This window comes from Rhizobium sp. YJ-22 (assembly GCF_029601685.1).
GTDB lineage: Bacteria > Pseudomonadota > Alphaproteobacteria > Rhizobiales > Rhizobiaceae > Metarhizobium.
Window position 1 is genome coordinate 607,373 of the sequence record NZ_JARRIR010000001.1, and the last position, 12,607, is coordinate 619,979.

The window sequence follows — 12,607 nt, forward strand, 5'->3', positions numbered from 1 at the left end:
GCGAAACTCTAATATTTTGTTTAATCGACGCAACAATGCCGACAATACAGAAAAGGCGCCCCGCTTTTGCGGCGGGGCGCCGAATTGAACCTGAAAGATTATGGCGATGTTACATCCAGAAGGGGGGAACGCCGTAGTAATCGTTGACGCGGCGGCTGTTTTCCCGATACCAGCTCTCGTCGTCACGCTCGGCATAACGCGGCGCGTTCTCGATCTGGTCGCGGGTCAGGTCGATGCGATAGCCGTCGAGGCTTTCGTCATAGGTCAGCTTTTCCCACGGCAGCGGATAGTGGTCCTGGCCGAGGCCGAGAAAGCCGCCAAAGCTCAGAACGGCATAGGCGACACGGCCGCCGCGCTTTTCCAGGATAACGCGCTCGATGGAGCCGATATGCTTGCCATCGGCGCCGTAGACCGAAGTGCCCTCGACCTTGTCGCTGGCGATCAGCGCCGAGGTTTCACGAACGGACGCATCCCGGTGGCTTGTGGTGTCCTGATGCAGCATTTTGATTCTCCTTTCGATTCTTCTTGCATGGACCCAACGCCCCGGCGGATCGATTGTTCCCCTTCCGTCATGCCTTCGACTTGCGCCTCGAACACAATCGCCTAAGCTCATCCTCGGACGCCGCCTGCTTCGGGAGAGCTGCGGCGTCCGAGGACAAGGCAGGAGGTGAGGACGATGCAGGAACAGGATGCAAGGGCGACAGCCGCCAGCCCGGCCAAAATCTGGCTCGCTTCCTATCCGCCGGTGGTGCCCGCCGAAATCGAGCCGTCGCGCGATACGTCGCTGTCCGACGTGCTGGAGGCGAGCTGCAAGCGCCACGCGGCGCGCATCGCCTTCACCAGCATGGGCCGCGACATGACCTATGGCGACCTGGATGAAAAGAGCCGTGCCATCGCCGCGTGGCTGCAGTCCATAGGGCTCGCCCGGGGCGACCGTGTGGCGGTGATGATGCCGAACGTGCTGCAGAACCCGGTCGCTGTCTACGCCATCCTCCGGGCCGGTTTCGTGGTCGTCAACATCAACCCGCTCTACACGCCGCGCGAGCTGGAATACCAGCTCGACGATTCTGGCGCCAAGGCGATCTTCGTGCTGGAGAACTTCGCCCGAACCGTGCAGCAGGCAGTGGCAAAGACCAAGGTGAAGCATATCGTCGTCACCGCCATGGGCGACCTGCTCGGCCTCAAGGGGCATCTGGTGAATTTCGTGGTGCGCAAGGTGAAGAAGATGGTGCCGGCCTGGTCGCTTCCCGGCCATGTCTCCTTCCGCGCGGCGCTGCAAAAGGGCGCCGGCCTGCCGCTGGCGCCGGCGGGACGCGGCGGCAGCGACGTCGCCTTCCTGCAATATACCGGGGGCACGACCGGCATTTCCAAGGGCGCGGCGCTGACCCACGCCAATCTGATCGCCAATCGCGACCAGATCCTGCTATGGCTGCGCGCCTGCTTCATCGACCGGCCGCAGCCGGAGGTGCTGCGTTTCGTCTGCGCGCTGCCGCTCTATCACATCTTCGCGCTGACGGTGAATTCGCTGATGGGCATCTCGGTCGGCGGCCATAACGTGCTGATCGCCAATCCGCGCGACATTCCCGCCTTTACCCGGGAAATGGCCAGATACCGGTTCCACATCTTCCCCGGGCTCAACACGCTGTTCAACGCGATGATGAACTGCCCGGATTTCGGCAAGATCGATTTTTCGCAGATGCTGCTGGTGCTCGGCGGCGGCATGGCGGTGCAGCGGCCGGTGGCCGAGCGCTGGTTCGAGCGCACCGGCATTTCCATCACCGAAGGCTACGGACTTTCGGAGACCTCGCCGGTCGCCACTGCCAACCGCTTCGATTCCCGGAGCTTTACGGGCTCGATCGGCCTGCCCCTGCCCTCCACCGAACTCGCCATCCGCGACGATCTCGGCCGGGACGTGGGCCTGGGCGAAATCGGCGAGATCTGCATTCGCGGGCCGCAGGTGATGGCCGGTTACTGGCAGCGGCCCGACGAGACGCTGCGGGTGATGACGCAAGACGGCTTCTTCCGCACCGGCGACATGGGCTTCATGAGCGAGGACGGCTATACCCGCATCGTTGACCGCAAGAAGGACATGATCCTCGTCTCCGGTTTCAACGTCTATCCCAACGAGATCGAGGAAGTCGCGGCGATGCTGCCCGGCGTGCTGGAAGCGGCGGCGATCGGCGTGCCCGACGAGCATTCCGGCGAGGCGGTCAAGCTGTTCGTCGTCAAAAAGGATCCGGCCCTGACCGAAGAAGCTTTGCGCGCCCATTGCGCCGCCAATCTCACCAATTACAAACGGCCGCGCCATATCGAATTCCGCACCGAACTGCCCAAATCCCCCGTCGGCAAGATCCTGCGCAAGGAATTGCGTGGGGCCGCTTGATTTGGCAGGGCGATTGCGACTAGTAGTTTAATCGATTGAAAACTCGGCCCAGGAGCATTTTGCCATGCACGCGATTGTCGAAACCCTGAAAACGACCGCCGCCGAAACCGATGCCACGGATATCCGCGCCGCCTTCGCGGCCGATCCGCAGCGCTTTTCCCGCTTCAGCGTCCGGTTCGACGACCTGACTATGGATTTCTCCAAGACGGCCGTGAACGAGGCCATCCTGCCGCTGCTGCTGAAGCTGGCCGAAGACGGCGGCGTGGCGGGCAAGCGCGAGGAGATGTTCACCGGCAAGGCGATCAATTTCACCGAAAACCGCGCCGTGCTGCACACCGCCTTGCGCAACCGCGCCAACACGCCGGTTCTAGTCGACGGCAAGGACGTGATGCCCGACGTCAACGCCGTGCTGGCGGCGATGGGCACGTTTGCGGACGCCATCCGCTCCGGCGCGATCAAGGGCGCGACCGGCAAGGCGATCACCGATGTCGTCAATATCGGCATCGGCGGTTCCGATCTCGGCCCTGTCATGGCGACGCTGGCGCTGGCGCCCTATCACGACGGCCCGCGCCTGCACTTCGTCTCCAATATCGACGCCGCCCATATCGCCGATACACTGAAGCTGCTGACGGCCGAGACGACGCTGTTCATCATTGCCTCCAAGACCTTCACCACCATCGAGACGATGACCAACGCCCAGACGGCGCGCGCCTTCATCGCTTCGGCGCTCGGCGAAAAGGCCGTGCAGCATCATTTCGCCGCCGTCTCGACGGCGCTCGACAAGGTCGCCGCCTTCGGCATCGACCCCACCCGCGTCTTCGGCTTCTGGGACTGGGTCGGCGGGCGCTATTCGATCTGGTCGGCCATCGGCCTGCCGCTGATGATCGCCATCGGGCCGGAGGATTTCGGTCGCTTCCTCGACGGCGCGCACGCCATGGACGTCCATTTCCGGGAAGCAGAACCTGCGAAAAACCTGCCGTTGCTGCTCGGCCTGATCGGCTATTACCATCGCAACGTGCTCGGCTACCCCTCGCGTGCCATCCTGCCCTATGACCAGCGCCTGTCGCGCTTCCCGGCCTATCTGCAGCAGCTCGACATGGAATCGAACGGCAAGGGCGTGACTATCGACGGCACGCCGGTCGAGGGCCAATCCGGCCCGGTCGTCTGGGGCGAGCCTGGCACCAATGGCCAGCACGCCTTCTACCAGCTCATCCACCAGGGCACCAGCATCGTCCCGGCCGAATTCATGATCGCCGCCAATGGCTTCGAGCCGGAGTTGCGACACCAGCACGAATTGCTGATCGCCAACTGCCTCGCCCAGTCCGAGGCGCTGATGAAGGGCCGGACGCTGGCGGAAGCCAAGGCGCAGCTGACCTCCAAGGGCATGGACGACAAAAAGGCCGATTTCATCGCGCCGCACCGGGTGTTCACCGGCAACCGGCCGTCGATCACCTTCGTCTATGACCGGCTCACGCCCTTTGCGCTCGGGCGGCTGATCGCGCTTTACGAACACCGCGTCTTCGTCGAGGGCGTGCTGTTCCGCATCAATTCCTTCGACCAGTGGGGCGTGGAACTGGGCAAGGAACTGGCGACCGGCCTCCTGCCGGTGGTCGAGGGCAAGCAAAGCGCTGCCGGCCACGACAGTTCCACCGCCGGGCTTGTCGCGGCGCTCGCAGGGCTGCGCCAGTAATCGCCTTCGCTTTCGAAAAAAACCGCAGGTGCCGTCGCGGCCTTCCGCGACGGCACCTTTTTTGTGCGATGCGATCACGAAATATTAAAAAAGGGAACGCCTGCCCCTTCTGGCGATTAGACGGGGCGAGGTCAACGAACGGCCTCGTCGGATCGGGTTCGTATCAAGCACGAGGCACTGCGAACCCGCCTCGAAACGAACGTAACCAAGGAGAACTGCAATGGCTAATCAGGGTGGATCGCACGAACAGCACGTCAAGGCTGGTCAGCAAAGCCACAAGAATACCCAGCAGGCCGGCTCCCGGTCTTCCGACGACCGCGACATGAACAAGGGTTCGCAAGGCGGCTCCCAGGGCGGCTCGCATGAGCAGCATGTGAAGGCCGGCCAGCAGAGCCACAAGAACGACCGTCATTGACGCCCGTTCTTCGTTCAACTCCTGAGACTCCTCCCAAGACACCGTGCGGTCGCTGAAGACCGCTTCCAGGCCCGCATCGCCGATGCGGGCCTTTTTTCGTCAGAGGCCGATTTCGTGGGCGAAGGGCGGGTTGGCGCCAGCGCGAGAGACTGTGACGGCCGCGGCCTTGGCACCGAGCGCCAGTGCCTTGGCAATTTGTTCCTCGGTCAACTCCGCGACCTGCGCCTTGGTCAGCAATCCCTGCATCTTCAGCGAGGCGAGAATGCCGGCATCGAAAGTGTCGCCCGCGCCAACCGTATCGACCACGGTGACGCGTTCGCTCGGCACGGAGACCTTGTGGGCGCGGCTGTAGCCGGTGGCGCCCTCGGCGCCCCTGGTGATCACCACCAGCCTGGCGCCATGATCGAGCCAATGGGCGGCGATCTCATCATGGCCGCCTTCATGGCCGAACCAATCCAGATCCTCGTCGGAGAATTTGATGATGTCGGCCTTGGCCGCCATGCGCTCCAGACGGGCGCGATGCGAGGCCTTGTCCTTGATGAAGCCGGGACGGATATTGGGGTCAAGCGAGATCACGCGGCTGTCGGCCTCGCGCATCAGCAACGCCTCATAGGTGTCGCCGCAGGGATCGGGGATCAGGCTGATGGCGCCGAAATGCAGCGCCTCGACATGGTCGCCGAGCGTCGGCAGGTCGTCGCGGGTGATCATCCGGCCGGCGGTGCCTTCGTCATAGAAGGCATAGGTCGCCTGTCCCTCGACCAGCTTGACGAAGGCGATGGTCGTCGGACGGCCGGAGACGGCGCAGAAGGAATAGTCCACGTGGCTCGCCGTCAGCGTTTCGCGCAGGATATCGCCCATCATATCGTCGGAAAGACCGGTGAAGAAACCGGCGGAGAGCCCGAGGCGGCCGACGGCGATCGCCGTGTTGAAGATCGCGCCGCCGGCATAGGGTGCAAAGCCCTTCTCTCCCAACGTCGTTTCGCGCGGCAGCATATCGATAAGCGCCTCGCCACAGCAGATGATCATAGCCTTCCTCCGCAGATCCCGTTTCAATCGATTAAATCAAGCGTCGGCCAAGCCAGCGCCAATTCGCATGTGTGTTCCTAGAGAGAAGCGACGCCGCCGTTGCGGCCGGACCAGGCGAGCGGCGCATCGAGGAAGGCCTCGACTTCCGACAGCGTCTTGTCATCGAACAGCTTTTCCGCTCGCGCCGCGGCGAGAACGTCGCGCCAGGTGGCGAGGTAATGCAGCTTGACGCCGCCCTTGTCGAAGCGCTGCTGGGCCTCGGGGAAAATGCCGTAATAGAACAAAGCGATGCCGTGATCGACGGTGGCACCGGCATCGCGGATGGCATCGATGAACTTGAACATCGAGCCGCCGGCCGTGGTCAGATCCTCGATCACCAGCACGCGCGCGCCTTCCGGCAGATGGCCCTCGATCTGGGCATTGCGGCCATGGCCCTTGGGCTGCTTGCGCACATAGATCATCGGCAGGCCAAGGCGCTCGGCGAGGAAGGCGGCGAAGGGAATGCCCGCCGTCTCACCGCCGGCAACCACGTCGAACTGCTCGAAGCCGGCCTGGCGCAAGACGGTGGCGGCAGCGAAATCCATGATCGCCGAGCGGATGCGCGGATAGGAGATCAGCTTGCGGCAATCGATATAGACCGGGCTCATCATGCCCGAGGACAGCTTGTAGGGCTTGTCGGCGGAAAAATGCACGGCCTTGATTTCCCACAGCATTTTCGCCACCAGCTCGGCAACGACCGCGCGGTCGGTAAAAACGGTCTGAAACATGAGGCGCTCTCCTGAATTTTAAAAACTGAAACGTCGGCTCAGCCGGCCACGGCCCAGTGCAGCGGGAACATCGGATCGAAGACGGTGACCGGGCCGGCGCCGGTCTCGATTTTTGCCGGATAGGCCACCGGTTCGAGCTGGCGCACCAGCGTCATGCGTTCCTCGTTCGGGGCGAGCCCATACCAGGCCGGGCCGTTCAGCGAGGCGAAGGCCTCCAGCCTGTCGAGCGAATCCTCCTCCTCGAAGACATGGGCAAGGCAGCTCATGGTGTTGATCGAGGTATAGATGCCGGCGCAGCCGCAGGCGCATTCCTTCAGCGGATCGACATGCGGGGCGGAATCGGTGCCGAGGAAGAAGCGGGCATCGCCGGAGGTCGCGGCCTTGCGCAGCGCCAGACGATGGCTTTCGCGCTTGGCGACCGGCAGGCAATAATAATGCGGCTTGATGCCGCCGACCAGGATGGCGTTGCGGTTGATGATCAGGTGATGGGTGGTGATCGAGCCGGCGAGGTTCTTTTCCGCAGACGAGATGTAGTCGATACCATCAGATGTCGTGACGTGTTCCATCGTCACCTTCAGCTCCGGCAGGCGGCGGCGCAGCGGGTCGAGCACGGTATCGATGAACACCGCCTCGCGGTCGAAGATATCGACCTCCGGCGTCGTCACCTCGCCATGGACGCAGAGCGGCAGGCCGATCTTCGCCATGCGCTCCAGCACCGGCATCGCCTTTTCGATGTCGCGCACGCCGCCGTGGGAATTGGTGGTGGCGCCGGCCGGATAGAGCTTGACGGCGGTGATCAGGCCGCTCTTCTTACCCTCTTCGACGTCGTCGGCGCTGGTGTGCTCGGTGAGGTACAGCGTCATCAGCGGCTCGAAACGGTCGCCGGCCGGAAGGGCGGCGAGGATGCGGTCGCGATAGGCCCTGGCATCTGACGTGGTAACCACCGGCGGCACCAGGTTCGGCATGATGATGGCGCGGGCGAAATGCCGGCTGGTATCGCCGATCACGCCTTTCAGCATCTCGCCGTCGCGCAGGTGCAGGTGCCAGTCGTCGGGGCGGCGCAGGGTGATTTCGGCGGTCGGGGTGGTCATCGGCATCGGCTCCGGCTCTGTCGCGTCAGGACGCAAACCCGGGGTCCGGCCCCGGGCTTGCCTTGCAGTTCCGATATCATCAACAGCCGGCCGCTTGCAAATGCCGTTCAGAAGATCTCGATGCGCAAATCCGCCGGGCGGCTCCGTTCGCTGACCCGCTTGCCGTTCGGCAGATCGTTGCCGTAGAGCTTCTGGCGGATCGTCTCCTCGTCGAGGCCGTAATGCTGCCAGCGCTGGCGCAGCCGCTCCTCCAGCACGTCATAGGCCGGGCCGACATAGACGGTATAATCGAAGCGTCCGTCGAGCTTCGACCAGGGCGCCTCGTCGAGCAGCAGGTAATTGCCCTCGACCAGCACGATGCGGGTTTGCGGCGACACGGCGCGGGCCGAGGCGATGGCGATCTCGCGGGACCGGTCGAAGACCGGCACCAGCACCTCCTCGCCGCCCCTCTTCACCGCTTCGAGAATGTCGATGAAGCCGCGCACATCGAAGGTTTCAGGGGCGCCCTTGCGCGGCAGCAGGCCGCGCGCTTCGAGGATGGCATTGTCCATGTGGAAGCCGTCCATCGGCAGGACTTCGGCTCGCTCGTCGCGTGCCAAAAATTCTTCGCGCAGCGCATCGGCCAGAGTGGATTTTCCCGCACCCGGCGGGCCGGCGATGCCGACGACGAAGCGTTTGGCATCGCCCGCACGGCGGAGGATCTCCGCCGCGATGGCTTGAACCGAGGTCATCAGGCCGCCAATGCCTCCGCCGGCGGTTCCTTGGCCCCGGTCATGAAGGCCACGGCATCCGACATGGTGTAGTCTTGCGGCTTCACCACGCAGAGGCGGCTGCCGAGGCGATGGATGTGGATGCGATCCGCCACCTCGAAGACATGCGGCATGTTGTGGCTGATCAGGATGATCGGGATGCCGCGCGAGCGCACGTCGCGGATCAGCTCCAGCACGCGGCGGCTTTCCTTGACGCCAAGGGCTGCCGTCGGCTCGTCGAGGATGACCACCTTGGAACCGAAGGCGGCGGCGCGCGCCACCGCCACGCCCTGGCGCTGGCCGCCAGACAGCGTTTCCACCGCCTGGTTGATGTTCTGGATGGTCATCAGGCCGAGTTCGGTCAGCTTTTCGCGGGCGAACTTTTCCATGGCCGGACGGTCGAGCTGGCGGAACAGGCTGCCCATGATGCCGGGCTTGCGCAGCTCCCGGCCCATGAACATGTTGTCGGCGATGGAGAGCGCCGGCGACATGGCGAGCGTCTGGTAGACGCATTCGATGCCGTAGCCGCGCGCATCCAGCGGATTGGCGAAGCGCACAGGATTGCCGTCCAGCATGATTTCGCCGTCATCGGGACGGATGGCGCCGGAGAGCGCCTTGATCAGCGAGGATTTTCCCGCGCCGTTGTCGCCGATGACCGCCAGGATTTCGCCGGGCATGAGGTCGAAGTCGCAATTGTTGAGCGCGGTCACCTTGCCGTAGCGTTTCATCAGGCCGCGCGCCTTGAGGATGGGTTCCTGGGTCATGCCGATGCCTTTCTGATCCACTGGTCGACGGCGACGGCGAGGATGATGAGCACGCCGATGAGGAAGAAGGTCCATTGCGGATCGGTGCCGACCATCTTCAGGCCCATTTCGAAGACGCCGACGATCAGCGCCCCGAAGAACATGCCGGCAATCGAGCCACGTCCGCCGAAGAGCGAGATGCCGCCGATCACGACAGCGGTGATCGATTGGATATTGCCGAGCTGGCCGGTCGAGGCCGAGGGCGATACCGAACCGAAGCGGCCGATCATCACCCAGCCGGCGATGGCGCAGAACAGGCCGGCGATGGCATAGACCTGCACCAGGATGCGCTTGGTCTGCACGCCCGCCAGTTCGGCGGCTTCAGGATCGTCGCCGACGGCATAAACATGGCGGCCCCAGGCGGTGTGGCGCAGCACATAGGCGAGCAGCATCACCAGCGCCACCATCAGGAACACGGCATACAACACTTTCACGCCGCCGGGCTGGATGGAATAGCCCCAGAACTGAAGGGCGGGCGCCACCGCCTCGATATCCGAGGAGCGGATCGTCTCGTTGGCCGAATAGATATAGTTGGCGGCAAGAATGATCTGCCAGGTGCCGAGCGTGACGATAAAGGGCGGCAGCTTGACGCGGGCGATCAGCCAGCCATTGGCGAAGCCCATCGCCGTGCCGAAGCCGAGGCCGAGCAGAATGGAGAACGGCGCCGGAATGCCGTAGCGGAAGGTGAACTGCCCCATCAGCACGGAGGAAAACACCGCGATGGCGCCGACCGAAAGATCGATGCCGGCGGTCAGCACCACCAGCGACTGGGCGCAGCCGAGAATGCCGACGATGGCAATCTGCTGCAGGATGGTCGACAGCGTGATCGCCTTGAAGAAATTGGGCGACAACAGCCCGAAGACGATGACGGAGACCACCAGCACGATCATCGGCACCGCCGAGGGCGTCTGATGCAGCCAATGCTGCAATTGCTTGAGCAGGCTTTTCTGCTCCTGGAATTCGGCAACCTTTTCGGAAGCGCCCTTGAGGCCTTCCTCGTAGCTGGTTACCGCCTTTGCATCGGATGACATGAGCGGTTTTCCTCCCCATGGCGGGTGCGTGCGCACCCGGCGTTCGCGTGTGCCGATGCAAGGGCGGAACCTGACGCTCCGCCCTTGCATTCACATCCTGTCAGCCTTCGCCTGCGCGGCGGGCGATCAGCCCCAGCACTTGTCCTTGCCGGCCTTAGTGTCGATCGAATCGACGCCGGAAGCGGGCTTGTCGGTGATCAGCGTGGTGCCGGTGTCGAAGAAGTCCTTGCCGGGGGTCGGGGCGGGCTTTTCGCCACTGTCGGCGAACTTCTTGATCGCCTCGATGCCGAGCGAAGCCATCAGCAGCGGATATTGCTGCGAGGTGGCGCCGATGACGCCGTCGGCGACGTTCTTCACACCGGGGCAACCGCCGTCGATGGAGACGATCAGCGTGTCCTTTTCCTTGCCCACGGCCTTCAGCGCCTCGTAGGCGCCGGCAGCGGCCGGCTCGTTGATGGTGTAGACCAGATTGATGTCGCCATCCTTGGCGAGCAGGGTTTCCATGGCCTTCAGGCCGCCCTCCTCGTTGCCGGCGGTGACTTCATGGCCGACGATGCGCGGGTCGGTCTCATCGCCCCACTTGTTGGGATCGCCGAGCTCGATGCCAAAACCCTTGAGGAAGCCCTGGTCGCGCAGCACGTCGACCGATGGCTGGGAGATGGAGAGATCGAGCATGGCGATCTTGGCGGCGGACGCCTTGTCGCCCATGGTCGCCTTGGCCCACTGGCCGATCAGTTCGCCGGCCTTGAAATTGTCGGTGGCAAAGGTGGCGTCGGCCGCATTGGCCGGGTCGAGCGGCGTATCGAGGGCGATGACCAGGATACCGGCGTCACGGGCTGATTTGACCGAGTCGACGATCGCCTTGGTGTCGGAAGCGGTGATCAGGATACCCTTGGCGCCATCGGCGATGCAGGCCTCGATAGCCGCGACCTGGCTTTCATGGTCGCCATCGATCTTGCCGGCATAGGTCTTCAGGTTGATGCCCATTTCCTTGGCCTTGGCGGTCGCGCCTTCCTTCATCTTGACGAAGAAGGGATTGGTGTCCGTCTTGGTGATCAGGCAGGCGGAAACATCGGCGGCCTGAGCCGGCGCGGAAAAGACGACGCCCAGCGACAGGGCAGCAAAAGCAGCCGATAACAGCGATTTCTTCATGAACTCCTCCCGAGAGTTGCAGATGCGGAACGACATGTTCCGCCAAGGACATTTTGTGGGTGAGGCCTGTCTGGAGGGGCTTTGCGGGCCCTCCTCCAAAGGCCGTCGATGCACTTTACGGTGGATATTTAGACACGACGTCTCAGGCCTGTCAATAAATAAATCCAGTTGAATTAATAATCCGATCTGGCATTCTGGCGTCAGCGTGGCTAGGAAAGGAACCAGTCGCCGCAGGGGAGGAAACCCGCATGCCCATTCCGGAGGAAGGAGGAGCCGTCTCCTCAGCGTTGCCGGCCGCCGAGCCGTCCGGAGGCGCAAACCAGACGCGCGTGCGCGCCTATAACGAACGTCTGGTGCTGTCGCTGGTGCGCCGCCACGGCAGCCAGTCGAAGGCCGAGATCACCAGGCGCACCGGGCTTTCGGCGCAGACCGTGTCGGTCATCATGCGCTCGCTCGAAAAGGACGGATTGCTCCGTCGCGGCGCGCCGGTGCGCGGGCGCGTCGGCCAGCCCTCGACGCCGCTGCATCTCAATCCCGACGCCGTCTTCTCCTTCGGCCTGAAGATCGGCCGGCGCAGCGCCGATCTGGTGCTGATGGATTTCGTCGGCCATATCCGCAAGCACCGGCGGCGTACCTATCCCTTCCCGCTGCCGCGCGACATCATCGCCTTCCTGCAGAGCGCGCTTTCCGAAATCAGCGCCGAACTGACGCCCGCCGAGCGCGGCCGCATCGCCGGCCTTGGCATCGCCGCCCCCTTCGAATTGTGGAACTGGGCCGAGCAGGTCGGCGCGCCGCGCGGCACCATGGATGCCTGGCGCTCCTTCGACCTGCAGGCCGAAGTCGCCGCCCTCGTTCCCTATCCGGTGCATCTGCAGAACGACGCCACCAGCGCCTGCGGCGCCGAACTGGTGTTCGGCGCCGGCCCCGCTTATCCCGATTTCATCTATTTCTTCGTCGGTTCGTTCATCGGCGGCGGCATCGTCTTGAATTCGGCGCTGTTCGTCGGGCGCACCGGCATGGCCGGTTCGGTCGGCTCGCTGCCGGTGCGCAACCGCAACGGCGAAACCCGCCAGCTTCTGGAAATCGCCTCGATCTTCGTGCTCGAGGACATGCTGCGCGCCGACAACATCGATCCGCAACCTCTATGGTATTCCGCCGACGAATGGATCGATTTCGGCGCGCCGCTGGAGCGCTGGATCCAGGAGACGGCCGCCGCGCTGGCGCAGGCGATCCTCTCGGCCGCCTCGATCATCGATTTTTCCGCAGCGATCATCGACGGCGGCTTTCCCGCCTGGGTGCGGCAGCGGCTGGTGGCGGCGACGATTGCAGCGGCCGGGCGCATGGACCTTCAGGGCATTCCGATGCCGGAGCTGCGGGAGGGCACGGTCGGCGCCCAGGCGCGGGCCATCGGCGGCGCCAGCCTGCCGATCTTCGCCCGCTACCTCATCGATCAGAACGTGCTGTTTAAGGCCGTGGAGGCCGCCGACGCCGAATAGCAGG

The 12,607-nt window shown here is 63.9% G+C and carries 12 protein-coding genes; 4 read left to right on the forward strand and 8 right to left on the reverse strand.

What is annotated here, in order from left to right:
* Nucleotides 1-109: 109 nt before the first annotated feature.
* Entirely contained in the window at nt 110-502 is a 393-nt protein-coding gene (locus P7F60_RS02880; RefSeq protein WP_277916186.1) for a PRC-barrel domain-containing protein, read from the reverse strand.
* 174 nt (nt 503-676) lie between these two features.
* On the opposite strand from P7F60_RS02880, the gene P7F60_RS02885 reads away from it, so the two are divergent.
* The 3 genes from P7F60_RS02885 (at nt 677) to P7F60_RS02895 (ending at nt 4,488) form a co-directional block, all read left to right on the forward strand.
* Complete coding sequence (locus P7F60_RS02885; RefSeq protein WP_277916187.1) at nt 677-2,383, forward strand: long-chain-fatty-acid--CoA ligase; 1,707 nt, start codon at nt 677-679, stop codon at nt 2,381-2,383.
* A gap of 64 nt (nt 2,384-2,447) precedes the next feature.
* Nucleotides 2,448-4,073, forward strand: coding sequence for a glucose-6-phosphate isomerase (gene pgi, locus P7F60_RS02890; RefSeq protein ID WP_277916188.1), 1,626 nt, complete (start codon nt 2,448-2,450; stop codon nt 4,071-4,073).
* A gap of 220 nt (nt 4,074-4,293) precedes the next feature.
* Nucleotides 4,294-4,488 carry a hypothetical protein gene (locus tag P7F60_RS02895; RefSeq protein ID WP_277916189.1) on the forward strand — a complete coding sequence of 65 codons (195 nt, stop codon included), beginning with the start codon at nt 4,294-4,296 and terminating at the stop codon, nt 4,486-4,488.
* 99 nt (nt 4,489-4,587) lie between these two features.
* Here P7F60_RS02895 and P7F60_RS02900 read toward each other — a convergent pair whose 3' ends face one another.
* From P7F60_RS02900 to P7F60_RS02930, 7 genes are all read right to left on the reverse strand, one after another.
* Complete coding sequence (locus P7F60_RS02900; protein WP_277916190.1) at nt 4,588-5,514, reverse strand: carbohydrate kinase; 927 nt, start codon at nt 5,512-5,514, stop codon at nt 4,588-4,590.
* Nucleotides 5,515-5,591: 77 nt separating this feature from the next.
* Entirely contained in the window at nt 5,592-6,281 is a 690-nt protein-coding gene (locus P7F60_RS02905) for an orotate phosphoribosyltransferase (protein ID WP_277916191.1), read from the reverse strand.
* 38 nt (nt 6,282-6,319) lie between these two features.
* On the reverse strand, nt 6,320-7,372 hold the full coding sequence (gene pyrC / locus P7F60_RS02910; RefSeq protein ID WP_277916192.1) for a dihydroorotase: 1,053 nt from the start codon (nt 7,370-7,372) through the stop codon (nt 6,320-6,322).
* A gap of 107 nt (nt 7,373-7,479) precedes the next feature.
* Nucleotides 7,480-8,106 (reverse strand): nucleoside triphosphate hydrolase, encoded by a 627-nt coding sequence (locus tag P7F60_RS02915; RefSeq protein WP_277916500.1) that lies wholly within the window; start codon nt 8,104-8,106, stop codon nt 7,480-7,482.
* A complete protein-coding gene (locus P7F60_RS02920) occupies nt 8,103-8,885 on the reverse strand; it encodes an ATP-binding cassette domain-containing protein (RefSeq protein ID WP_277916193.1) in 783 nt (260 codons plus the stop codon). Before P7F60_RS02920 ends, P7F60_RS02915 begins: the two co-directional genes overlap by 4 nt.
* Nucleotides 8,882-9,955 (reverse strand): ABC transporter permease, encoded by a 1,074-nt coding sequence (locus tag P7F60_RS02925; protein WP_277916194.1) that lies wholly within the window; start codon nt 9,953-9,955, stop codon nt 8,882-8,884. Before P7F60_RS02925 ends, P7F60_RS02920 begins: the two co-directional genes overlap by 4 nt.
* Nucleotides 9,956-10,081: 126 nt before the next feature.
* Nucleotides 10,082-11,107 (reverse strand): sugar ABC transporter substrate-binding protein, encoded by a 1,026-nt coding sequence (locus P7F60_RS02930; RefSeq protein ID WP_277916195.1) that lies wholly within the window; start codon nt 11,105-11,107, stop codon nt 10,082-10,084.
* 248 nt (nt 11,108-11,355) lie between these two features.
* On the opposite strand from P7F60_RS02930, the gene P7F60_RS02935 reads away from it, so the two are divergent.
* Complete coding sequence (locus P7F60_RS02935) at nt 11,356-12,603, forward strand: ROK family protein (protein ID WP_277916196.1); 1,248 nt, start codon at nt 11,356-11,358, stop codon at nt 12,601-12,603.
* Nucleotides 12,604-12,607 lie beyond the last annotated feature (4 nt).